The 24,773-nt window shown below is 32.1% G+C and carries 24 protein-coding genes; 15 read left to right on the top strand and 9 right to left on the bottom strand.

Annotated features, from left to right (window positions below; translation table 11 throughout):
* The first annotated feature begins 31 nt into the window (after positions 1-31).
* From ACHRVL_RS08610 to ACHRVL_RS08595, 4 genes are all read left to right on the top strand, one after another.
* A complete protein-coding gene (locus ACHRVL_RS08610) occupies positions 32-952 on the top strand; it encodes a homoserine kinase (RefSeq protein ID WP_395411891.1) in 921 nt (306 codons plus the stop codon).
* A 420-nt stretch (positions 953-1,372) separates the two neighbouring features.
* The gene (gene thrC, locus ACHRVL_RS08605) at positions 1,373-2,662 is read left to right on the top strand and encodes a threonine synthase (protein WP_395411889.1); all 1,290 of its coding nucleotides are present in this window, start codon (positions 1,373-1,375) and stop codon (positions 2,660-2,662) included.
* 243 nt (positions 2,663-2,905) lie between these two features.
* Entirely contained in the window at positions 2,906-4,132 is a 1,227-nt protein-coding gene (locus ACHRVL_RS08600) for an AAA family ATPase (RefSeq protein WP_395411888.1), read from the top strand.
* A 4-nt stretch (positions 4,133-4,136) separates the two neighbouring features.
* Positions 4,137-4,802 carry an HNH endonuclease gene (locus ACHRVL_RS08595; protein WP_395411886.1) on the top strand — a complete coding sequence of 222 codons (666 nt, stop codon included), beginning with the start codon at positions 4,137-4,139 and terminating at the stop codon, positions 4,800-4,802.
* An 88-nt stretch (positions 4,803-4,890) separates the two neighbouring features.
* Here the strand turns inward: ACHRVL_RS08595 and ACHRVL_RS08590 are convergent, their stop codons facing one another.
* Positions 4,891-5,286 carry a helix-turn-helix domain-containing protein gene (locus tag ACHRVL_RS08590; RefSeq protein ID WP_395411884.1) on the bottom strand — a complete coding sequence of 132 codons (396 nt, stop codon included), beginning with the start codon at positions 5,284-5,286 and terminating at the stop codon, positions 4,891-4,893.
* A 125-nt stretch (positions 5,287-5,411) separates the two neighbouring features.
* Positions 5,412-6,476, bottom strand: a complete 1,065-nt coding sequence (locus ACHRVL_RS08585; protein ID WP_395411882.1) for an endonuclease/exonuclease/phosphatase family protein — start codon at positions 6,474-6,476, stop codon at positions 5,412-5,414.
* A 242-nt stretch (positions 6,477-6,718) separates the two neighbouring features.
* On the opposite strand from ACHRVL_RS08585, the gene ACHRVL_RS08580 reads away from it, so the two are divergent.
* Positions 6,719-7,306, top strand: coding sequence for a hypothetical protein (locus tag ACHRVL_RS08580; RefSeq protein ID WP_395411879.1), 588 nt, complete (start codon positions 6,719-6,721; stop codon positions 7,304-7,306).
* Between the two features lie 23 nt (positions 7,307-7,329).
* Positions 7,330-7,836 (top strand): GNAT family N-acetyltransferase, encoded by a 507-nt coding sequence (locus ACHRVL_RS08575; RefSeq protein WP_395411877.1) that lies wholly within the window; start codon positions 7,330-7,332, stop codon positions 7,834-7,836.
* A 130-nt stretch (positions 7,837-7,966) separates the two neighbouring features.
* Here ACHRVL_RS08575 and ACHRVL_RS08570 read toward each other — a convergent pair whose 3' ends face one another.
* Positions 7,967-8,842: a hypothetical protein gene (locus ACHRVL_RS08570; protein WP_395411875.1), complete on the bottom strand. Its 876-nt coding sequence runs from the start codon at positions 8,840-8,842 to the stop codon at positions 7,967-7,969.
* Positions 8,843-9,210: 368 nt separating this feature from the next.
* Between ACHRVL_RS08570 and ACHRVL_RS08565 the strand changes: the two genes are divergently transcribed.
* Positions 9,211-9,759: a HutD family protein gene (locus ACHRVL_RS08565; RefSeq protein WP_395411873.1), complete on the top strand. Its 549-nt coding sequence runs from the start codon at positions 9,211-9,213 to the stop codon at positions 9,757-9,759.
* 303 nt (positions 9,760-10,062) lie between these two features.
* On the opposite strand, the gene ACHRVL_RS08560 is transcribed toward ACHRVL_RS08565, so the two are convergent.
* From ACHRVL_RS08560 to ACHRVL_RS08550, 3 genes are all read right to left on the bottom strand, one after another.
* Positions 10,063-10,446 (bottom strand): DUF3037 domain-containing protein, encoded by a 384-nt coding sequence (locus ACHRVL_RS08560; RefSeq protein ID WP_395411871.1) that lies wholly within the window; start codon positions 10,444-10,446, stop codon positions 10,063-10,065.
* The gene (locus tag ACHRVL_RS08555; RefSeq protein ID WP_395411870.1) at positions 10,436-11,218 is read right to left on the bottom strand and encodes a HipA family kinase; all 783 of its coding nucleotides are present in this window, start codon (positions 11,216-11,218) and stop codon (positions 10,436-10,438) included. Before ACHRVL_RS08555 ends, ACHRVL_RS08560 begins: the two co-directional genes overlap by 11 nt.
* 242 nt (positions 11,219-11,460) lie before the next feature.
* Positions 11,461-12,318 carry an NAD(P)H-hydrate dehydratase gene (locus tag ACHRVL_RS08550; protein ID WP_395411867.1) on the bottom strand — a complete coding sequence of 286 codons (858 nt, stop codon included), beginning with the start codon at positions 12,316-12,318 and terminating at the stop codon, positions 11,461-11,463.
* A 391-nt stretch (positions 12,319-12,709) separates the two neighbouring features.
* On the opposite strand from ACHRVL_RS08550, the gene gcvT reads away from it, so the two are divergent.
* From gcvT to ACHRVL_RS08515, 7 genes are all read left to right on the top strand, one after another.
* The gene (gene gcvT, locus ACHRVL_RS08545) at positions 12,710-13,792 is read left to right on the top strand and encodes a glycine cleavage system aminomethyltransferase GcvT (RefSeq protein WP_370431735.1); all 1,083 of its coding nucleotides are present in this window, start codon (positions 12,710-12,712) and stop codon (positions 13,790-13,792) included.
* Positions 13,793-14,011: 219 nt separating this feature from the next.
* Entirely contained in the window at positions 14,012-16,042 is a 2,031-nt protein-coding gene (locus ACHRVL_RS08540; RefSeq protein WP_395411865.1) for a S41 family peptidase, read from the top strand.
* 204 nt (positions 16,043-16,246) lie between these two features.
* A complete protein-coding gene (locus tag ACHRVL_RS08535) occupies positions 16,247-16,960 on the top strand; it encodes a YebC/PmpR family DNA-binding transcriptional regulator (RefSeq protein WP_026729302.1) in 714 nt (237 codons plus the stop codon).
* 380 nt (positions 16,961-17,340) lie between these two features.
* Positions 17,341-17,850, top strand: coding sequence for a hypothetical protein (locus tag ACHRVL_RS08530; RefSeq protein ID WP_395411863.1), 510 nt, complete (start codon positions 17,341-17,343; stop codon positions 17,848-17,850).
* A gap of 37 nt (positions 17,851-17,887) precedes the next feature.
* The gene (locus tag ACHRVL_RS08525) at positions 17,888-18,481 is read left to right on the top strand and encodes a hypothetical protein (protein WP_395411862.1); all 594 of its coding nucleotides are present in this window, start codon (positions 17,888-17,890) and stop codon (positions 18,479-18,481) included.
* A 157-nt stretch (positions 18,482-18,638) separates the two neighbouring features.
* Positions 18,639-19,115 carry a hypothetical protein gene (locus ACHRVL_RS08520; protein ID WP_395411860.1) on the top strand — a complete coding sequence of 159 codons (477 nt, stop codon included), beginning with the start codon at positions 18,639-18,641 and terminating at the stop codon, positions 19,113-19,115.
* A gap of 354 nt (positions 19,116-19,469) precedes the next feature.
* Positions 19,470-19,667 (top strand): hypothetical protein, encoded by a 198-nt coding sequence (locus ACHRVL_RS08515; RefSeq protein ID WP_395411858.1) that lies wholly within the window; start codon positions 19,470-19,472, stop codon positions 19,665-19,667.
* A gap of 123 nt (positions 19,668-19,790) precedes the next feature.
* On the opposite strand, the gene ACHRVL_RS08510 is transcribed toward ACHRVL_RS08515, so the two are convergent.
* The 3 genes from ACHRVL_RS08510 to ACHRVL_RS08500 all read right to left on the bottom strand — a co-directional run bounded on the left by ACHRVL_RS08510 (position 19,791) and on the right by ACHRVL_RS08500 (position 24,250).
* Positions 19,791-20,705, bottom strand: coding sequence for a LamG domain-containing protein (locus ACHRVL_RS08510; RefSeq protein ID WP_395411856.1), 915 nt, complete (start codon positions 20,703-20,705; stop codon positions 19,791-19,793).
* Positions 20,706-21,076: 371 nt separating this feature from the next.
* Positions 21,077-22,117, bottom strand: a complete 1,041-nt coding sequence (locus ACHRVL_RS08505) for a PLP-dependent cysteine synthase family protein (protein WP_089052352.1) — start codon at positions 22,115-22,117, stop codon at positions 21,077-21,079.
* A 72-nt stretch (positions 22,118-22,189) separates the two neighbouring features.
* Entirely contained in the window at positions 22,190-24,250 is a 2,061-nt protein-coding gene (locus ACHRVL_RS08500; protein ID WP_395411854.1) for a S9 family peptidase, read from the bottom strand.
* A 149-nt stretch (positions 24,251-24,399) separates the two neighbouring features.
* Between ACHRVL_RS08500 and ACHRVL_RS08495 the strand changes: the two genes are divergently transcribed.
* Complete coding sequence (locus ACHRVL_RS08495; protein WP_089052354.1) at positions 24,400-24,720, top strand: YbaB/EbfC family nucleoid-associated protein; 321 nt, start codon at positions 24,400-24,402, stop codon at positions 24,718-24,720.
* The last annotated feature ends 53 nt before the right edge of the window (positions 24,721-24,773 follow it).

Raw genomic sequence — 24,773 nt, 5'->3', positions numbered from 1 at the left:
AGCCTTTGCCACTCTGAACCTTTAAAAAGAAATGGAAATAAAACTATTTTGCCCAGCAACTATCGCAAATCTTTCGTGCGGATTTGATGTACTTGGACTTTGCTTAGACAATGCGGGCGATGAAATGATTGTTCGAAAAGTCGATCAAAAAGGAGTTCGAATCACTAAAATTGTGGGTGCTGATCTGCCTTTGGAAACCGAGAAAAACGTTTCCGGAGTTGCGGCTTTGGCCATGCTTGAAACTTTAGGCGATTTGGATTTTGGATTTGAAATCGAAATTTACAAACACATAAAAGCGGGAAGCGGAATTGGAAGCAGTGCTGCAAGTTCGGCCGGAGCGGTTTTTGGAATTAATGAATTATTAGGAAGACCTTATTCTCGCAAAGATTTAGTTCAGTTTGCGATGCAGGGCGAAAAATTAGCCAGCGGAAATGCGCATGCAGATAACGTTGCTCCTGCCCTTTTAGGCGGATTTACTTTGGTAAGAAGTTATGCGCCGCTTGATATTATTAGAATTGACAGTCCTGAAGAATTGTACGCAACGGTGGTTCACCCACAAATTGAGCTGAAAACGTCTGATGCTCGTTCGGTTTTAAAACAAAACGTTTCACTGAAAAGCGCCATTATGCAATGGGGAAATGTAGGCGGACTTGTTGCAGGTCTTTACACCAAAGATTACGATTTGATTGGAAGATCGCTTCATGACGAAATCGTTGAGCCTTTAAGAAGTGTTTTAATTCCGGGATTCGATCAAATCAAACAAACGGCTTACGAAAACGGCGCTTTAGGTTCTGGTATTTCAGGTTCTGGCCCATCTATTTTCGCTTTAAGCAGAGGAAAAGAAACCGCTGAAAAAATCGCAAAAGCCATGAGCGACGTTTACGAAAAAATGAGTTTACCGTATGAAATTCACGTTTCGAAGATTAATCCTGATGGCGTAAGAATTATATAACACCAATTTCACGAATTTGCTCGAATTGGTTTGTGCAATAATTCAAATAAAAAGGGAAAACACAACGTTTGTCAGGCTGAACGAAGTCGAAGCCGCACAAAGTATAGACACGATACATAACCGTGCAGTTTGTCATTTCGACGGAGGAGAAATCACACTAGTTTGTCGACAAAGATTGGCGAATTTCTGTACGGAGTTACGAGTGCGATTTCTCGTTCCTCGAAATGACAAACTGGACGTGCCGTACCTTGCTCGAGGCTTCTCCCGAAGCCTCGGGACCGCTCAGCCTGACAGAACTAAAACATAATTGAAAATATAATTTATTGAAATAAAGAATAGTACCACAAAGCTTTGCGCTCTCTGCGTTTTCAAAAGAAACCAATTCTTTGCGCTCTTTGCGGTTAAATAAAAAAACAACCAATGAAATACTACAGTTTAAACCACAATGCCCCAAAAGTTTCTTTTCAGGAAGCTGTTATACAAGGATTAGCGAGTGATAAAGGATTATATTTCCCAGAAAATATCACCGCTTTAGATGCATCATTTTTTGATAAAATCGAAAGTTTAAGTCACGAAGAAATTGCTTTTGAAGCGATTAAACAATTCGTTGGCGACGAAATACCTGCAGACAAATTAAAAGAAATCATTGCCGAAACTTTAGTTTTTGATTTTCCGGTTGTGAAAGTCGAAGACGGAATCTATTCGTTAGAATTATTTCACGGCCCAACAATGGCGTTTAAAGACGTTGGAGCTCGTTTTATGTCACGTTGTTTGGGCTATTTTAATAAAGACAAAAAAGACGCTAAAAACACCGTTTTAGTAGCCACTTCTGGAGATACAGGAGGAGCCGTTGCCAGCGGATTTTTAGGCGTTGACGGCGTTGATGTTGTCATTTTATATCCGTCAGGAAAAGTGAGCGACATTCAGGAAAAACAATTGACTACTTTAGGGCAAAATATTAAAGCTCTTGAAGTTGACGGTGTTTTTGACGATTGTCAGGATATGGTAAAAAAAGCGTTTTTAGACGAAACTTTAGCGCATAAAAACCTTACCTCAGCAAACTCTATTAATATTGCACGCTGGTTACCGCAAATGTTTTATTTCTTCTTTGCTTACAAAGCTTTGAAAAGCCAAAACAAACCTTTAGTTTTCTCTTGCCCAAGCGGAAACTTTGGAAATATCTGCGCCGGAATTATGGCAAAGAAATTAGGTTTGCCAATTGAGCATTTTGTAGCGTCTACAAACGTAAACGACACGGTACCAAGATTTTTAGAAAACGGAAAATACGATCCAAAACCTTCTAAAGCAACAATCTCTAACGCAATGGACGTTGGAAACCCAAGTAACTTTATTAGAATTCAGGAATTGTACAATAATGACTTAAAAGCTTTCGAAAAAGACTTCTCTTCTTATAGTTATACTGATGAAGAAACGCTTGAAGCTCTAAAGAAAATCTACAAAACAGACGGTTATATCGCAGAACCGCATGGTGCTGTTGGTTATTTAGGTTTGAAAAAAGAATTAGAAAAACACCCTAACGCCATTGGGATTTTCTTAGAAACAGCACACCCTATTAAATTCTTAGATGTTGTTGAACCTGCTTTAGGAATTACACTTCCTATTCCTGCTCAAATTGAGAGTGTTATTAATGAGGAAAAAGTTAGTGTGAAGATTGGGACTTATGAGGAGTTGAAGGCTTTCTTGGGGTAACAAACTTATAATAAATGATTAAAGCGAGTAAAATATTTTTGCTCGCTTTTTTATTGTATTATCATTAATTATTTTGAATAAATAAAAATATTAAGTACGGAAATCCGTAAAAATTGGCAAGAAAAAATACATATATTTGGAAACAAAAAAGTAAGTTAACTTTGGCTAATATAATTTATTAATATTGAAATGTTAGCTGTAAACTTATTACCAAAACATCAAAAGACTAAGAGATAAAATATTATGACTGAAAATTTCATTACAAGCATCTATATTGAAAATTCTAGAAATATCAAAGATTTCGAAATCCCACTTTCTAGCGATACTCGTCAACATTTAATATTGACTGGAAAAAATGGAAGTGGAAAAACAAGTTTATTAATTGAGATAAATAAATTTTTAGCAAGAATTGATGATGGTAGTTTTAATCATATTGCAAGTCAAATAGATCAACGAAAGCGACTTGAACAAAGCTTATTAACTTCTAATCTAAGCCCTGAGGGAAGGTTAAGTATTGAACAATCAATAAAAGGAATTCAAAATTGGTTCGAAAACTTTGGCGGTACTAAAATAAAATTTTCCGGAAGCGAAAGAAATATTTTCGAAAAGAGTGAAAAAGGAGAATTTTTATTGGCTTTTTTTGACGCTAAAAGACATATAAATCTGACTATACCAAAAGGAATTAATAAAATAAATTTAAAAAAGAAATATCAATTAAGTGAAAAAGCAAATACAAACTTCATTCAATATATTGTAAATCTTAAGGCAGATCGCTCTTTTGCAAGAGATGATAATGAGATGGATATAGTTGAAAAAATTGATAAATGGTTTGAAAGACTAGAAAATAGATTAAAACAAATTTTTGACGTGAGTAATCTTGAACTAAAATTTGATAGAAAATCTTACAACTTTGAAATTGTAACTGACAAAAGTGCACCTTTTAACTTTAATAACCTATCAGACGGATATTCCGCAATTATAAGTATTGTTACAGAACTACTTTTGAGAATGGAAGCACACCAAGTTAAATCTTATGATCTTGAAGGTATCATAATTATAGATGAAATTGAGACTCATCTACATGTTGATTTACAAAAAAAAATTCTACCATTCCTCGTTGACTTTTTTCCAAAACTTCAATTTATTGTAACTACACATTCTCCTTTTGTTTTATCTTCTTTATCAAATGCTACAATTTGCGATTTAGAAACTAAAACAGTTACAACAGATTTGTCTAGCTACTCATATGATGCCTTAATTGAAAGTTATTTTAGAGCTGATAAATATTCTGCTGAATTAAAAGAGAAAATTAAAACATTTGAAATATTAATTGAAAAAACCGACAGAAAAACAGAAGAAGAAATTCAGTTAAAAGAACTACGTAATTATTTTGCACATAGTCCGAAATATCTTTCTAATGAATTATTAGTAAAGCTTCAACAAATTGAATTAAAAGAATTAAATAAGTAATCGAATGGTGTATTTTGAAAAATCGCAACCAGCACCCGATTGCTTAGCCATAGAAAAAGCAAAAGCATCCGGTGATTACAAATGTGCTGATGTTTTAGAAAAAATTAAAAATGATTTCAAAAACAAATGTTATATCTGTGAAAACAAAGAGCCTTTATCAATAAATATTGAGCATTTTATACCACACAAAGGTGATAAAGATTTGAAATTTGATTGGAATAACTTATTTTGGTCTTGTTCACATTGTAACAACATCAAATTGGATAATTTTGTAAATATTTTAAACTGTACTGATTCAACACACAATGTTGATAAGAAACTAAGATATTTTATGAATCCATTCCCTTGCGAAAAAGTTATTATTGAAGCAATGGAGCAAACTCCAAAGATCCTTGAAACAAAGGAACTTTTAAATGCTGTTTACAATGGAACAACTAAACTAAAAACAATTGAATCAGCTAATCTTCGTAATAAATTATTAGAAGAAATAAGTGACTTTCAAAAATGGCTATGCGAATATTATAAAGCAACCACACAATCCGTAAAAGATTATTCACAATTAAAAATTATAGAGCATTTAAGTCGTGGTGCAAATTTTTCAGCTTTTAAAAGATGGATAATTTTAGACAACCAGATGAGAAAAGATGACTTTGAGCAGTTTTTCGATTAAATGTTTACGAGCCTATCGCTTATGAACACAAATAAAAAAAGAGACCTCCTAAAAGGTCTCTTTTCAATTTAATATATCTTCAAAACGTCTATTTCCCGTTCAATAACTTCTCTAAATACTCAACTTTATCTTTTTCAGCTTGCACCAAACGTTCGTAAAGTTCTACAACTTTATCTAAAGGATTAAAAGTACAATTGCAATTGTAATCACCTGAAGCAATTGCACTATGATCTTGAAAAGTATTTCCAATAATATTAAAAACCGCTTCATCCGAAAAGTTTTTAATTGCCTCAACAGAAACACCAAGAGCGTTTGCGATCTCAACTAATCTTTGTTCATCAACCGTTTCGCTGTTTTCAATATTCGAAATGGTCTGTTGGGTTATTCCTAAAGCAAATGCCAGTGCATCCTGTTTCATATCTTTAAGCTCCCTAATACGGCTTATATTTCTGCCGATATGTTTTGGTTTTATTGCTGTACTCATAATTCAAAGATATTTAAAATTCTTAAACGAAAATAAATTTCGGTAAAAAACAAAGTTGTTTTTGTAAGATACGCTTTTCAGAACCAATGTTTACCAAGTCAAGAGACTTCGTGTAACGTTAGTACTTAATCCGCAATCAAAAAAGCAGCCAAAACCCCTTTATGATCTGAAGGCCAAATACCATTTGGTTTCAAAAATGTATCTCCGTCGGGAGTTTCCATTCCTTTTCCTTTTACAACACTTGCTACAGGTCCAACAATTACAGTATCTGTCAGCGACAACTTTTTATTTGGATAAAAATAGATAAAGTCAATACGATCTCTTTCGTCGGCGTCTTTTGCCCATAATAGTTTTGACAATTCTACATCAGTATTATAAGCCGGCCAAGTAAATCCTGGATTTTTAACAGGGTCAGGGTATTTTACTCGGTAAGCGTCTAGAAAACCATTATTTTTAAGCGTCACACTATTATGCCACGGTACAATAACGCCGTTATGATCAAACAAATCTTTTGTTGCTGCTGTCCAATCTAAATGCGAAGGTTCGTTAAAATCGCCTCCTAAAAGCACTAGATTTCCTTTTTGACGTTCTATTTGAGCATCTTTTACAAAAAGCGCTATTTCTTCGTCACGCTGCGAATCGATATTTTGTTTCAGAATTTTTTCCGTATCTAAAATGGGTTCTGGTAATTTTTTCCAATCCACTCCATCGTAACCTCTTGGTAAATAACAAGCATAATGTGTGTAATCTAAATGTGCGGCATATACCGCAACACTGGTTTTCTTGTTTAACCTAATCATACATTTTATTAAGGATTCTGAACTAATCGATGTCGTAGATTCGATAGGAAATTTAGACAAAACAACGGCGTCCGTTTTAAGGCTCGAGCCATAAAAAATCTTGCCTTTGGCTTTTAAAGCTTCTAAAATATGCGGTGTAAACAATACTTCTTTATAATTGCGTATTTCACTCAATAAAACAATATCTGCATCAGATTGAAGAATTACGTCTACAATCGCGTCAAATCCTCCTTTTACTGTAGTTCCTTCGTGCCAAGTATTTAATGACAGAACTTTTAACTCTTTCTTAAAATTATCTTCCGCCAAAGATTTAACACTAAAAGCTGACACAGAACTAATTGCTGCTCCAAAAAACAGCAAAGAAACAAGGAATAGTATTTTATTTTTCATTGAATATCTTAAAAAAATTAGACTGAGTTTTTCTCTCGTCTGCATTATTGATTTGCTAAATTCAAATATACATTATAATACAAATCAAGAGATAAAGTTGTTAAAAATTAATACAAAAATGGCTTCAATCAAAAAACGTTTGTATTTTGGCTAAAGCCAATCTTCAATATTGTAATTTTGTTTTTCCTGCTAAAACAGAAGGCAAATTTCATTATGATTATTAAAACTTTAAAAATAAAACTATGCTAAAAAAACTTGCTTTCTTTTTATTAATTCTCTTGTTCTCTTGTCGAGAAAATGAAACCCACCGCACAAGTAATGAAGAACCAAAAGCATTTCAGGAAAAAAGTATCGATATAGGAAGATTTAGAAAAGGCCATGATTTAGTCGAAGACTTGTATCAGGAACTTGTAGATAAATCTCCTGAATTGAAATCTTTAGAAAAAGAGTTAAGTGAGTTGAATCCAAGAGATACAACAAATATTTTTTATAATTATAATAAAAAATCCGATGATTATTACAATTCTGCAGAAAGCCATATAACTGGCATAAGGGATAGTATAATGAAACAGAAAATTATAAACTTAATTAAGAAAAGTAACGATAAATATATATCACAAAAAGCTGATCTGGAAAATTTAATAGATACTATCAATAAAAAACAAACCGAAATAAATAATTATCATAATGCCTTGAAAATTATTTTAACGATTCCGCTTATTGAACAATATCAAAAGCAACATTTGCCAGACAAATCTCCATTTAAAAAATTGATTGAAAAAGAAGATCAACTACTTCAAAAAACAAAAATGAATACTCCAAAATATTAATTGGAAAGAAATTATTATATATCATGATTACCAAAGCATTACTACAAGACATTTCCGCATTAGTAACATTAATTAACTCAGCCTACAGAGGCGAATCTTCAAAAAAAGGCTGGACGACCGAAGCGCATTTACTGGAAGGAAAAAGAACTGATGAAGAAGAAATGACCCAAATTTTACAGGATTCTAAAAATACGATTCTGAAATTTACCGAGAATGATAAAATTATTGGTTCGGTTTTATTGGTCGAAAAAGGACATCAACTATATCTAGGAATGCTGACGGTTTCGCCAGAACTTCAAAATAGCGGAATTGGAAAAAAGCTTTTGGCTGAAGCCGAAATTCACGCTAAAACTCTTGGTTTATCCAGCATTATTATGACAGTTATTTCGGTTCGCGAAGAACTAATCGCTTGGTACAAACGCCACGGTTATGTTGATACGGGCGAAAGAGAAGCTTTTCCTGAAAGTGGTATTCACGTTACGGTTTCTGAAAAGCCTTTGGAGTTTATTTATTTAGAAAAAAAGCTTTAAGAAAGTTTCACCAGAAATTCACTGGATTTTTCATATATCGCAAAGAAGCCAAGTTGCAAAGTTTTTTTATTACTTTGTAACTTGGCTTCTTTACTAGTTTATATATAACTTTCCCTAAATAAGCTGAAATTTATTTGTACTCGAAAATAACTTTTTCGTCGACAAAATTTGTTGCAGAATTTAGTGGATTACTTGTGACACAACTTCCAGAAATTATAATTTCGCTTATTCTTCCTGATTTATCTAAATTTCTTTTGAAATTAACAGTTTTATAAGATTTTTGAAATGGAGTTTCAGTAAAGACATTTTCCATTGAAATTACATTATTTTTATTTCTTTTTCCAAGTTTATCGTGAGTTAAAATTTCATACCCATCAACCTTAAACAATGGTGTTTCATAAGCCATATCTCCCAAAAGGATATTTGGTTCAGAATCGTATTTATAATTACTGATTACAACATCTCCATACTCAAGGGTTTTAACTTGTGTAATATTACCATTAGTAACTATAAAATCAGTTTGTTTATCAAGACGATATTTTCCGTCACCATCAACAGACATTTTGTGATATTTAACAATTTTAGCTATATATTCATTGTCATAAGTATACACAGTTGAATCTCTTTCGATACTATAAACTTCTCCAGTTGTTCTTTTGAAAACAGTATTACTAATAACCAATGCAATATTTTTATTCTTTAATATAATAGATGTCTTATTTTTAATGTCGGCATTAGACACATTATCTCCTAAATTTGTGGTTTCAATCAAGTCATCATTGACATATGTTATAGCATAATAACTTCCTATTAAGTTAATACGCCTTTTATCGTCATATTTGAATTCTTGCTTATCAGTCATATACGCCATATTAGTACTAGTAGGAAACGTAATAGAAACCAAATTTTGTGTTGCCGGATCAATTGTTTCCGGTTGATCTGATTTTGGAGAATCCTCTGATGAGCACGCAGATAAATTAAGTAAAATGATAGTTAATGATAACAATGAAAAAAAATTTAATTTCATATTTGGTAGGTTTTAAAAGTGAAATATTTTAATTAATTGGGCTATTATAATTTATGGCAAACTTAAAAAATACTAAACAATAATAAGCATTTTCTTTAAAAAAAGCAGAAATTATAAAACAACTGATTAAACAACTATTTAAAGATTAAAAAAAGTCAGCTGGAAATAAGGAGACAAAATCTCTAACTTTTCTTTACCAATAGATCTTCCGAACTTGGCGTATTGTAAGATTTTTAAATTATATCCTAGCGAACTGCTGTACGCCTCTACAAAAAACCATTACCTCTTTGTAACTTTGAACCTTTTTTTAATGAAGAACTTAAACTAATCCCGTGAAATAATAAAAAATGAATATACTCCTTTTGTATAAAAAAGATAGTAAAGCCTCAATTTGGAGCGGCGGATTGACCTATGAATACATGATACATCCAAAAACCGCAAATTATGCCGATAGAGATTTTGTATTCAGAATAAGCAGCGCTACCATAGAGGACTTTCCTTCAGAATTCACCAAATTTAAGGGCTATCACCGATACTTGGTTATGCTGGATAACTGCTTGGATGTTGAGGTAAACAAAGAAAAAAAAGCATACGAGAAATACGAAATCATGGAATTTAATTCGGATGATGAAGTGACTTCTTATACAAAAGGGATTGATTTTAATTGGATGATTTCTGAAAAAATATCGCATCATAAACTGGAAATAACAAATCGTAATCAGAATTGTAATGCTGAAATAGTAATTGTATTTTCTTTACAGACAACCGTTATTACAATTAATGAAAAGCGTTACTCTTTAGAACCTTATGATTTATTGGTGATTGAAAATCAAGAAAAGGAAAATATAATTCTTGATTTTTCTACTGAATGCCTTTTTGGAATATTAGATTTTTAATCTGATCCTGTATTTGGTTTAACCGCAAAAGTTCACAAGGGTTTACGCAAAGTTCACAAGTTTTTTTTATCTCGAAATCCCGATCGCTATCGCGAGTAAACTTACAAAGGTTTTTTGATAAAGTTTCCATACCGTTTATCATTTCGAGGTACGAGAAATCTTCGCAAGTAACTCCGCAACAGAAATCCAATCTTTGTCGAGCTTCTCACGAAGATTTCTCCTTTGTCTAAATGACAAGATTGAGGAATAAATGCATTAAATAAAACCTTTGTCCCTTTGCTCCTCTGTACCTTTGAACCTTCCTTAAAGAACCAACTCTTCAAACAAACGCTGAATCGTTTTCTCCAAATCCTGACACAAACCCGGATGAGGTCTTGAAGTTTGGATCGCTGAACTTCTAATTGCGGTTAACCAGCGAAAACGCTCGGGAATATCAAATTCCGCAATTGGACCGCCGTCTCTGGCTCCGTTTGTGATTTTTTCTAGTGAGGTCAAATTGCATTCTAATTGTTCGATATCAAAATCATCAGAAAGTGCTTGTATTTTTTCTTTATTGAGATGAAAAAGAACTTTGATAAATTTGGCTTTTTTACAAAACAAAATAATTCCGATATTCAGAAATTCTTCGCGTTCTACCCTTGGTACAACTCGAATCACGGCATACTCATATAAGTGATTATCTTGCATTTTGAGCCTGATTTACAAAGGTTTCTGAATTTTCTAATCTGGTTTTTAAAAACTGTAAATACACATTTCTTAAACCTTCGGACGTTTCGTCGGTATCTTCCCATTGCAGCCATTCGAGCGGAATTGTATTTACAATATCTTCTAAAATTTCTGTTGTTAAAAGTGCTTTAAATTCGGCATCAACTTCTTTTAAAAGTGAAGCCTGCGGCAGTAAAACGTGGTCTTTTATCAATGCAAACGGACTTTTGGCATGCTGTTCCCAATTGTTCCAAGAATGATGAAAATACAAACACGCACCATGATCAATCAGCCATAGTTCTTTATGCCAAATCAGCATATTGGTATTTTTAAAAGTTCTGTCGACGTTTGTAATATAAGCATCAAGCCACACAATCTGCGAAGCCAATTTAGCATCTACAGTTGTTACAACTGGATCAAAAGTAATAGCACCTGATAAAAAATGAAGTGCGAGGTTTAATCCCTGACTTCCTTGCAGTAAATCCTGAATTTCCTCATCGCCTTCGGTTCTTCCAAAAGCTTCGTCTAGGTTTGCGAAAACTAATTCTGGTAATTGTAGTTTTAAGGCTTTTGCAATTTGTCCGCCTACTAATTCGGCTATAAGTGCTTTTACACCGTGTCCGGCTCCTTTAAATTTTAAGACGTATTTAAAATCGTCATCGGCTTCTGCCAAAGCGGGTAAAGAACCGCCTTCACGCAAAGGTGTAATATAACGAGTAACATTTACCGTTCTAAGATCGAAGTTGTTTTTCATTTTTTAAAGATTCAAAGATGCTAAGGTACTGAGTTGCTAAGTTTCTAATCTTTGACATTACAAACTTACGTTTTTTTGATTTTAGATCGTAGAGGGTAGATTTTAGATTTTTTATTAAACCGTAAATTATTTCACGCAGATTTAAAAAGATTTAAGCTGATATACGCAGATTATTCATCCTCAATTTTGTCATCATGAAGAATGACAAACTGTATATATAGACAAACAAAATTATCTAATTATCAAATTGACACATTTTCTAATTCAAGAAAAGCTTTTCCAAGATATTTAATAATTGTAGAAGCCGTAAAAGACTCATAACCCGTTTTTGGCAAAGCTAAATCGGCTGTTAATCCGTGCAGGTAAACGCCTAGTTTTGACGCATATTTGGGTTCATAGCCTTGTGCAAGAAGACTTGTTAGAATTCCTGTTAAGACGTCGCCGCTTCCTGCGGTTGCAAGAGCAGCATTTCCGCTCGTGTTTTCGTAGACTGAAGTTCTATTGATAATGTAAGTTGGTGCTCCTTTCATGACCACAATAACTTTGTATTTTTCTGAAAAAGCAATCGTTTTTTGAAATTTCTCTGCTTCTGAATTCCACTTTCCAATCAAACGCTCTAATTCTTTTGGATGCGGAGTCAGGATGGTATCTTCTGGAACTAATTCAAGCCAAGATAAATTTTCGGCTAAAATATTCAATGCGTCTGCATCGATAACTAAAGGCGCTTTGTTGATTCTTAAAAATTCAAATAAGGCTTTTTGTGTTCCGAGTTCCTTCCCTATTCCTGGTCCAATTCCAACCGCCTGCGGAATTAACGGCAAATGAATGTTAGTAATGAAATTTGTGTTTTCATCTGTAACTGTCATCACCTCTGGAATTGAGATTTGAAGAATCTGATAACCGCATTTTGGGATAAAAGTCGTTACGAGTCCGCATCCTGATTTTAAACAAGCTTTTGAGGCTAAAACGGCGGCTCCAATTTTTCCGTAACTTCCTGCAATAATAACTGCATGACCTTGAAGTCCTTTATGTGTATGAGGATTTACGGGTTTGTAGACTCTTAAAACTTCTTCTTTTGTGATTAAATATGGAGATTTCATTTGATGCTTTTTTATTTTAAACACATAGAATCATAGCTTTTCTTTGCGAATAAAGGCGTTTCACTTGTTTGAACAAACATAGCTGATTATGAAAACTTTGGATAAAGGATTCTTTTATGTTTCTTGATTAAAGTTACATAAAAAATCGAATGCACGAATGTTTCTTTTAAACGGTCAGCCCTAGTCCTGATTACTTCACTATATTTTTATTTTTTATTGGAGTTCAGTGAACTTCGTTTGAAGCGGCATCCTTTTACTTTTTTCTTTAAAAAGTAAAAGATATAGCGGATAGCAGTAAATAGCTCCTAATCATTGCGAAATTTATAATTTATACCGTTCAAATTTGATATTTTTTAAATAAATTTGCGATTCAATTTTATAAAACAACACAATGAAAAATACTGCGCTTACGCACATACATGAGAGTTTGGGAGCAAAAATGCTGCCTTTTGCGGGTTACAATATGCCTATTACATACGAAGGTGTAAATGCTGAACATGAAACTGTTCGAAACAGTGTAGGTGTTTTTGACGTTTCGCATATGGGCGAATTTTTACTTACTGGTCCAAATGCTTTGGCTTTGATTCAAAAAGTAACTTCAAACGATGCTTCGACTTTGACAATTGGAAGAGCGCAATATTCTTGTCTGCCAAATAATGAAGGCGGAATTGTAGATGATTTGATTGTATATAAAATGAAAGAAGAAGAGTATTTACTTGTTGTAAATGCTTCGAATATTGAAAAAGACTGGAACTGGATTTCATCTCACAATGATTTAGGTGTTGATATGAAAAACCTTTCTGACGATTATTCTTTGTTGGCAATTCAAGGGCCAAAAGCGGTTGAGGCAATGCAGCCATTATCGTCATTAGATTTAGCTGCAATTCCTTATTACCATTTTGAAGTTGGTGATTTTGCAGGGTTTAGTGATGTAATTATTTCTGCTACTGGATATACTGGTTCTGGCGGATTTGAAATTTATTGCAAAAATGCAGATGCTGAAGCAATCTGGAACAAAGTTTTTGAAGCTGGTGCGGCTTACGGAATCAAACCTATTGGTCTTGCTGCTCGTGATACTTTACGTTTAGAAATGGGATTTTGTTTGTACGGAAACGATATAAACGACACAACTTCTCCTCTTGAAGCTGGTTTAGGATGGATTACAAAGTTTACTAAAGATTTTACCAATTCTGAAAGTTTGAAAAAACAAAAAGAAGCTGGTGTTACAAAAAAATTAGTAGCTTTTGAAATGCAGGAACGTGCAGTGCCAAGACACGATTATGAAATCGTTGATGCTCAAGGTGAGGTAATTGGTATTGTAACTTCTGGAACAATGTCTCCGTCTATGAACAAAGGTATTGGTTTAGGATATGTTACTGTTGCAAACAGCGCTGTTGACAGTGATGTTTTTATTAGAATTAGAAAAAATGATGTTCCTGCAAAAGTGGTAAAACTGCCTTTTTACAAGAAATAATATGTTCCTAAAATATTTAGAAAATGCATTACAAATTGTAATGCATTTTTTTTGGGCCAAAAATTAAAGTATTTACAAGAAAAAATGATTTAATCCGTATTATTCTCAAATGCATTTAAGGCTGTAAAAACATTTACTCGCGTGTAAGATTTTTTAGAAAAAACGTAATTTTTATGAAAAAATAAACGTAATTTTAGTCTAAACGAAGATCTTCGATTTATGAAAAAAATAGTATTAGTATTGATGTTAACTGCCAACGTTCTATTTAGTCAAAATAGTGCCAACACCTGCGAAATACTAAACAAAATAAATGCAATAATCCAATCAGAACATCTACGCCCAAAACCAGTCGATGACAGTTTATCGGTTTTTGTTTTCGATAATCTAATTAATGAATTAGATCCTTCTAGAAACATCTTTTTTAAGAGCGAATACGATGAAATGGCAGCAAAATATCGTTTAAACTTAGATAATTTAATTCTAGAAAACGACTGCAGTTTTTTGACTGACATTACATCAAAATACATTTCCGGATTAGAAAGAACAAAAAATATCCTTGAAAAAATTCAAGCCGCACCTTTTGATTACAGCAAAAAAGATACGATTAGATTTTATAAAAAATCATTTCCATTTTATTTGAAAAAAGAAGATTTAGAGAAAGTATGGCGAAAAAAAATACGTTATCAAATTCTGGATGATATTGCAGAGACAAGCGATAATTTAGATTCTATTAAAGTCAATTTTAAATCTATAGAAGCAAAATCTAGAAAATTGATTTTATCAAATGAAATCTGTCGTATTAATACGCTGCTAGAAACCAAAACAAATCAAAACGAGAATCTTTATAATTTTTTCTGCACTTATTTTGATCCGCATACTGCTTATTTTAGCGATGATTCTAAATCGAGCTTTGTTGCGTCGTTGTCGAAAGAGCATTTATCATTGGGAATGACGGTAAATCTTAATGAAAAAAATGAAATTATTGTACAAGAACTTGACCCAAATGGCCCTGCATATCAAACTGGTCAGATAAAAAAAGGCGATCAAATTGTTTCTGTTTCCAATCAAAAAGAAACACTTCAGGTTTCTTGCGCTTCACTAGAATCTATTTCGACCATGATTTTATCTGAAGCGAATAAAAGCTTAACCATAACTCTTAAAAGAAATTCAGGTAAAAGTTTTGAGGTTTACATTGAAAAGCAAGTAATGAAAGATGAAGAAAACTCGGTTTTTAGCTTTATAATTGGTAAAGACAGTAAAATTGGATACATTAAAATCCCTAGTTTTTATGCTGATCTGGACGGAAACAGCAGAAAAGGCTGTGCTGATGATGTAGCCAGAGAAATTATAAAATTAGAAAGAGACAATATCAAAGGTCTTGTTATAGATTTAATAGATAATGGCGGCGGTTCTATGGAAGAAGCCATAAAACTGGCAGGAATGTTTGTTGATTATGGTCCACTTTCGATTGTTATTGATCATACTAAAGAAAAATCTATTATAAATGATCCTTTTAAAGGTGTTATTTACAAAGGTCCTATTGTGATACTTGTTAATAGCAATACAGCATCAGCCAGCGAGTTTTTCTCCTCTATTATGCAAGATTATAATCGTGCTCTCTTATTAGGCAGCAGTACTCTTGGTAAAGCTACTATGCAGACAATCCTTTCGCTTGACGAAACAAAAAACACTGATTTTCTAAAAATTACGATTAATAAATTTTACCGAGTAACTGGAAAAAGTCATCAATACATAGGTGTAACTCCAGATGTGGTTCTTCCTGAGTTTTATGAAGATGTTTATCAAAAAGAAAGCGATTTTCCAACTGCGATTAAAAATGACAGCATTACCTCAACGCTAAAATACCGCCCGTACGTAAAACGAACTTTAATTGATAAACTGGCAAAAAACAGTAAAACGAGACTGGCAGATAATTTTTATTTTAATGATATTAAAAAGATCAATCTTAAAATAGATCAATTGGTAAACACTCCAAAAGCGGAGGTACCAATGACCATCGACGCTGTCTTTAATCAGAAAAAAATAGTAAATTCTTTGTGGAAAGAAATCAATACTTTTAATGACGAAAATAATCCGCTGGACGTTTACAACTCCACAGTAAACCAGTATTTATTGAGTGCTTATCCTAATGACAAAACAATAAATCAGTACCAAATCGATCATTTAAAAATAAACCCATACTTAAATGAAGCGGTCAATATTATAAATGACTTTAATTCTTCGAAATAAAAGTTTTTGTTTCAAGTTTTTTTGTTTCAAGTTTCAGATTTTACACATAGCGTGCTAAAGTTTACGCAATATTGTACCAACTTGAAACCTAAAACCTGAAACTTGAAACCTTAACCTCAAAACAAATCAAAAAAAACTTAAATTTTGATTTTGGAAAAATTAAGGAATAACCGTATTTTTGCATCACAAAACTAAAAATTAGAAATGGGAAGAGCGTTCGAATTTAGAAAAGGAAGAAAAATGAAACGTTGGTCAGCAATGGCTAAAACATTTACCAGAATTGGTAAAGATATCGTTATGGCAGTTAAAGAAGGTGGTCCAAACCCTGATGCCAATTCTAGATTAAGAGCTGTTATACAAAATGCAAAAGCCGCAAACATGCCGAAAGACAATGTGGAGCGCGCGATAAAAAATGCAAGTAATAAAGATACTGCTAACTATAAGGAAATTTTATTTGAAGGATATGCGCCTCACGGAATTGCAATCTTGATTGAAACTGCATCTGATAACAATAACAGAACGGTTGCTAATATTCGCAGTTATTTTAACAAATGCAACGGAACAATGGGAACTCAAGGTTCTGTTGAGTTTATGTTTGACCATACTTGTAACTTTAGAATTGCAAATAATGGTCTTGATGCTGAAGAATTAGAGCTTGAATTAATTGATTTTGGTGCTGAAGAGGTTTTTGAAGATGAAGACGGAATCTTAATCTACGCTCCTTTTGGAAGTTTTGGTGCTTTGCAAAAAGAATTAGAAAACAGAGGACTTGAAATTTTATCATCAGGTTTTGAGCGTATTCCACAAATCACTAAAGAATTAACAGAAGCTCAAATCGCTGACGTTGAAAAATTAATCGAAAAAATCGAAGAAGATGATGACGTAATGAACGTTTATCATACTATGAAAGAGGAATAATATTCTCTTTTTATATTACAAAATTGAACTCTGGAGAAATCTGGAGTTTTTTTTATTTATTATCGAAAGTCAGTTCGTAAATAATCGTCAGTCAAAATTTTCTAATCTTGTTTTTCATTGTAATAAGTCAATCATAGTAATCTTTAAATTTCAACTTCTTATTGCTCCAGAAATTAATCTTTTACATTTTTTTCACTGCATATTACATTCATATTTTAAAAGTATCTTACATTTAAAGTTCTAGACTACATGAAATTTCCGTTTTCTTAAAGTAGATTTGTATATAAATAATGTACCGTCAGAGATATTTGCAGAGCATTACAGAAGAACACTTAGAAAAACTAGGGTGGAAAAATTCAAACTTTTTATTTCAAATAATCATGAAGTACGTTTTAAAAAACAGAACTAAAAAAAATGGCATAATCTATAAATTAGATATTGATTTCATTCCTGAGAATTTAGTTCTTTCATCATTTTTTGTACAACTTCGATTAGAGAATTATCCTGATTTTATAAATGATATTGCAAACTCTCATAGTAGTGGCTACGAGTTTGTAAGCATTCGATTTTTTAATGACATTGATTGTGATGATCAATCTTGGGTAAAAAGTATGGAGGGAAGAGAACTTGAAGATGGAGAAGTTTTTGTTTATAGTGAAGAAATAGGCAGCTGTATTTTATTGGAAACAATATTTGATGATGTTCTACGCAGTTATTCTTTAAAACTTATAGATATTTATGCAACAGACAATAATTTACAAGAAACATACAAAAAACACTATCAAAAATACAATGGAAATCATCCCTTTTTTATTAAAAATCCTATTTGGGAAAGAGCAATGCAATATTCTTTATCTAAATTATTAAAAAAAAGTAATCATTCCAACTAAACAATTATACTCCCACAAAAGATAATAAACTAAAACTATGATCAAAAATTGGAAAAAATTTAATGAAACTGGTATTTATATTCCTATTGATATTTTAAATCCAAATACATTTCATTACGAGAAAATTGAAAACAGTATTAGAGAAGAATTTTTAAAAGGCAAAAGACATGGGATGTATTGGGAGTATAAAGAAAAAAAAATAAGTATTTCTGATAAAAATGGAAGTGTAGAAGGATTCCCTCTTTCTAATTTACAATATATAGTTGCAATATTTAAAAATAGTAAAACTTATCCTTATCCTAATAATGCTGTAATTTTAAACCTGGACGGAACATTTGAAAAAAAAATACAATTACCTCCCTTTAAATCCGAAATCATTATCGAAGAAATAGAAAAGAAAAACGAATCAAATCCTCCTATCGAAAATTTTTTAAATGGAAAAAGATTGTGTTTCAACAATTATTCGAGATACATAAATGAAGAACAAATGGAGTTTGATATAATTGATATTGATTATGATCTAGATTATACAGAATCTCAAATACTAGACCTAGATACATTAGAATTAGCCGATTTCCTAAAAGTCCGTTTTGACAGATATTCTTATTGGAACAAAAAGTATAAACCATAATTTTAAACTTTAAAATCAAATATAATCACAAAATACGCATTATATTACTAGTAGTCCAATTCATAGTAATCTGCTAGAGAAACAAAAGCCAAAGAAAAAATCATATATTAAATTCTTGCAAACAGATAAAACAACACCAATAAAATATTATTAGCTAATGAAAACACTTTGTTTAATTCTTATATTTTTGGGATTATCTATAATTGGAATAGAAGCAATAAATGATTTCTCAAAAACTAAAATCTTTTATGCATCGTTGAATCCTGATGAAAATTACTCTAAAGACATACTGGTAGTAAATGAAAAAATACCACCGTCAAATAGCGGCAGCAATAAAACTTCTTGGGTATTTTATGGGTATTGCAAATCTGATAAACTAAAAAGCGGAATCGCAATACCAATAAATATTATTGAAAGTGGAAGCTTAAATACAAGCCAGATTCCGATTTGGAGAATTAAAACGGTAAAGGAAAAAATCCTGTATAGAAGAGAGAATAATACAATTAATAGTCCATTTTCATATGAAATGCGTCAATATTGGGTTACTCCATTATTTATGATTGTAATACTGCCGGCACTATTTTGTTATTTAAAAATAAGACGAAGAGAAAACACACGCAAACCCTCACTCTAGATTTAAATACAATGATAAAGACGTTAGAAATTGTTAAGTCTTTATGGATTACATCGTTCCCATTCTGATAGTATTGACAATTCTATGTTGTACAGGTATCCCAAAATACCTAAAAAGAACCCCATAATCAAAAAAACTATTATATTTGTTTTTCTCAAGACAAAATTAATTTAAAAATAAAGAACAATGCAAACCTCAAAATACACAAAATTCGCTGTAATAATTTTAGTTATCTTATTTATAGTAATAAGCGTTATAAGCTAAAAAAAAAACTTTAACCACTCTACTTTTGTTATAACGATAGTGAAGTAAAGTAGAATTTATATTTATTCCCCATTCACAGATAGACGAAAAATGCAAACATCTAAATACACTAAATATATTATAATCGTAATGGTTATTTTATTTGTAATCATCAGCGCTATAAGCTGCTCAACTCATACGCACACTTACAGCAGCGGTCCAAAAAAAGTACCGCCTGGACAAGCAAAGAAAATGTCTGGCAGCAAGAGCGCAAAAGCTTATGCTCCAGGACAGCAAAAAAAGCGTTAATACTATAAAGCAAAAAGCCTTCTGAAAATTCAGAAGGCTTTTTTACTATTCCAAAACCTGAGTGCTACTAAAAATATAAAAAACTAACTAACTAACTAACTATTATAAAAATAACGTAATGCCTTATTTTGAAGTAATTTTCTTGGCTGGTGAATTTGTTATTTTCAGCAGATAAGTTCCCTCTGGAAGATCATTAACATTTAATGAACTAGTATTTCCAAGTACCTTCTGCCCTTGCGAAAACACTTCAATATTTTTTGTTCCTGCATTTACATCACTGTTCGTTATTATAGAACCTGATGCTGCAGATTTTGTATTTGTATTTATTTTAGACTTTAAAACTGCCGGCTTTGCTACCGCCGCTGCTGCTATAGTAACAACTGCTTTAGAGCTATTATAAAGTTCCGTAACCTGTTGATCTGTCAAAGCTGTATCATAGATCTTTAAATCGTCGATATCAGCGTTAATTCCAACTGTCGTATTTACTTCTCCTAATCTAAAAATATTTCCTTTTGTTGAACGTGTTATACCGCTTAACGATTTCAACAATTCTCCGTTTCTATAAATTTTAGAAACTGTACCATCATACGTAATAGTATATTGATACCATGTGTCTTTGCTTAAAGTGGTTGAAACAATAACATCGTTAGTTGCACCCCAGCCTGCTAAACTTAAATCTGAATTTGACGATGAGGTACCTTGCTGTAATAATCCGCAATACTGCGCATTGTAAGCTGTACCGTAACCCCAAATATAATTTGCCGTAGTAATATCATTAAACTTAACCCAAATACTTACTGTTCTTGCGTTATTTGCCATTGGCAGATTATCAATAACAGCTTCCATAGCCTTGCCATTTAGTCTTTGTGCATTTGCAGCAACTCCCGCTCTATCAGCAACAAAATTATTTGTTCCGATAAAAGAAGTCGTATTTGCTGTATTATTTAAAGTCTCATTGAAACTAAACTCCTGAATTGGATTTTGAGCAGTCGCATTCAAATAACTTACAAACAAAAATGAGAGTAGTAATTTTTTCATGATATGTAGATTTAGGGATTAAAAAAACATTGTGTCATTTTAACACTGCTAAACTAGATTATTATGTTTTTGAGCTGAAATTTATCCGACAACTAACATAAATAATCGTTCAAATAACCAAAATTGATGATTTTTAGTCAACAATTAGAATTATTTATACCATATAATATTATATTAAAATTTTAAACATCTCATAATTAAAATAAAAATTTCTTACGTATAAATACGGTATTCTCATTTGAAACAAATATATTCATAATTCAAAAAACCAATAATTATACCCAACCGTATTATCGACTTAAAATCGTTCCATAAAAAAACTCCATTCGCAAATACGAATGGAGTTCTAATATCTAAAAAAGAGGTCTAACCTACTTTACAAATTCAATTTTTTGAGCTTCTTCTTCATTAACGCTGTCAAAGAAACCTTGTTCATTCATCCAGTCATCGCTAAATACTTTACTCATATAGCGTGAACCATGATCTGGGAAAATTGCTATAATATTACTGTCTTTTGTAAACTCTCCTTCTTCTGCATATTGTTTAATAGCCTGCATTACTGCTCCAGAAGTATAACCTACAAACAACCCTTCTTTTCGAGTGATTTCTCTAGCTGAGTGCGCACTCTCCTCATCGGTCACTTTCATGAATTTATCAATAATATCAAAATCTGTAGCTGATGGAATTAAATTCTTTCCTAAACCTTCAATTCGGTATGGATAAATCTCTTTATTATCAAACTCTTTTGTTTCGTGATATTTCTTCAATACTGATCCAAAAGCATCAACACCTAAAATTCTAATATTCGGATTTTGCTCTTTTAAAAATTTCGCTGTTCCAGAAATTGTTCCTCCGGTTCCGCTGCAAGCAATAAGATGTGTAATTTTTCCTTTTGTTTGTTCCCAAATTTCAGGGCCAGTAGTGTTGTAGTGGGCATCAATATTTAATTGATTAAAATATTGATTGATATAAACTGATCCTTTTGTTTCCTCGTGAAGTCGTTTAGCTACATTGTAATACGATCTTTCATCATCTGCAGAAACGTGAGCAGGGCAAACATATACTTTGGCACCTAGACTTCGCAGCATGTCAATTTTATCTTTGGATGATTTTGAACTTACGGCCAAAATACAATTGTAACCTTTTATAATGCTTACCATTGCCAAACTAAAACCTGTGTTACCTGATGTAGTTTCGATAATAGTATCACCTGGTGATAAAATTCCCTTTTTCTCGGCTTCTTCGATAATATATAACGCTATTCTATCTTTTGAGGAATGACCTGGATTAAAAGCTTCTACCTTTGCGTAGAAATTTCCTTCTAACTCTTCGGTGACTTTATTTAGCTTAATAAGCGGGGTGTTACCTATTAATTCTAAAACATTATTATAAGCGTTTATTTCTTCTTTCATAAAAAAATAGTTAATCGAGATGGTATTTTAAAATAACCTCGATAGGTTGCAAATTTAACAAAAAATTTTTAATTAGCTTTTAATTTTTTCTAAATCTAATAAAAAACTAAATTCCTTTGCTAAGTCTCTCAAAGCCTCAAAACGTCCCGAAGCCCCGCCATGTCCAGCATCCATATTGGTATCTAAAAACAAAAAATTATTATTTGTTTTTAAATCTCTCAATTTAGCCACCCATTTAGCTGGCTCCCAATATTGTACCTGCGAATCGTGCAATCCTGTTGATACATACATATTAGGATAGTTTTGCGCTTTTACATTATCATACGGTGAGTACGATAACATATAATCGTAATACTTTTTATTATTTGGGTTACCCCATTCGTCATATTCTCCGGTTGTAAGCGGTATGCTGTCGTCCAGCATCGTTGTAATAACATCTACAAAAGGCACTTGAGCAATAACTCCATTGTATAATTCTGGAGCTTCATTAACTACAACTCCCATTAAAAGTCCTCCTGCAGATCCTCCTTCAGCATACAAATGTTCTGGAGATGTATAATTTTCGTTAATTACAAATTTAGAGCAATCGATGAAATCTGTAAAGGTATTTTTCTTTTTTAACAGTTTTCCATCTTCATACCATTGTCTTCCTAAGTCTTCTCCTCCTCTAATATGTGCGATCGCATAAACAAAACCGCGATCTAACAAAGAAAGTCTTGTCGAAGAAAAATAAGTATCCATTGTAATTCCGTAAGAACCATAAGAGTATAACAACAACGGATTTTTTCCGTTTTTCTTCAATCCTTTTCTATAAATCATCGAAATTGGCACTTTAACACCATCTCTAGCCGTTGCCCAAACACGTTCTTCGGTATAATTTTCTTTATCAAACTTTCCTCCTAAAACCTGTTGTTCTTTTAAAATCTCTTTGGTTTTGGTTTTCATATTAAAATCAATAACAGACGACGGTGTAGCAAGCGATTGATAGCTGTATCGCAAAACATCTGTATCAAAATCAATATTTGTTGTAGTATAGGCGTTATAAGTTTCACTGCCAAATGGCAGGTAATAATCTTTATCTTCACCCCAAGGCATGATTCGAATGTGATTTAAACCGTTTGAGCGCTCTTCTACAACCAAAAAGTTTTTAAAAATCTCAATATCTTCTAACAAAACATCTTCACGATGCGGAATAAGATCTACCCAATTTTTCTTTCCTGTCTTATTTTCAGGCGTTTTCATTAATTTAAAATTAGTCGCCTTATCTTTATTCGTTAAGATATAAAAAGAATCTTCGTAGTGCGAAATACTATACTCTAAACCACGAACACGAGGCTGAAAAACCTCAAATTCACCGTCAGGATTATCTGAATTCAAAATTCTATATTCAGTTGTTAAAGTACTTCCTGAACTTATTACAATATATTTTCTTGACTTTTCTTTACTTACCGAAACATTAAAAGTATCATCAACTTCATCATAAACCAAAACATCATTTTTAGAATCTGTATTTAGTTTATGTCTAAAAATTTTATCAGCTCTTAAAGTAACTTCATCTTGTCTGGTGTAAAAAATAGTCTTATTATCATTTGCCCAAACAGATCCTCCTGTTGCATTTTCGATTTTATCTGACAATATTTCTCCAGTTTCAAGATTTTTAATCTGAATCGTGTAAATCCTTCTTCCAACAATGTCAACTCCAAAAGTGACAAATTTATTATCTGGACTTATACTTAAACCTCCTAATTTGAAATAAGCATGACCCTTTGCTAATTCATTACAGTTGAATAAAATTTCTTCATCTGCAGAAAGACTGCCTTTTTTTCTAGCAAATATTGGATAATCCTGACCGGTTTCAAATCGTGTAATATAAAAATATCCGTTGTAGAAATAAGGAACTGATGAATCATCTTCTTTAATTCTCGCTTTCATTTCCTCATACAATGATTCTTGTAAATCCTTTGTATGAGCGGTCATTTTTTGATAAAACTCATTCTCTTTATTCAAATAATCAATAACTTCTGGATTCTCTCGATCGTTCAGCCAAAAATAATTATCTATCCTAGATTCTTTATGTTTCTTTAATGTTTTTGGAATTTCTTTAGCCTTTGGAGCCAATATATCGTTTTGCATTATTTAATTAAGCATTAGTTTTTAAATACGGAAAGGCAAAAATACTACAATCAGAATAGAACGGGAATTAATTTTTTCATAAAATATTCTATTGTAATCATAAAGCAATATACTAATTTTGTATGAAATAATTTAAAAATCAACAAAAAATGGATTTAATGGGAATGATGGGAAAACTTAAAGAAACCCAGCAAAAAATTGAAGATACAAAGAAACGCCTAGATACTGTTTTAATTGACGAACAAAGCGCTGACGGATTATTGAAAGTAACATTAACTGCCAATAGAAAAATAAAAACAATCTCTATAGACGATTCTCTATTAGAAGACAAAGAACAGCTTGAAGATTACTTAATTGTAACTTTAAATAAGGCAATTGAAAAAGCAACAAGCGTTAACGAAAGAGAATTAGATGCTGTTGCAAAAATGGATATGCCAATGATTCCTGGAATGGATAATCTTTTTAAGTAAGAGACAAAGGTTCAAAGTTACATAGTGACAAAGGTTTCTTATGACCTAAAACA

Origin of the sequence: Flavobacterium sp. FlaQc-28 (genome assembly GCF_044007415.1) — a bacterium.
Taxonomy (GTDB): Bacteria; Bacteroidota; Bacteroidia; order Flavobacteriales; family Flavobacteriaceae; genus Flavobacterium.
This window is presented reverse-complemented; position numbering and strand designations above follow the sequence as displayed.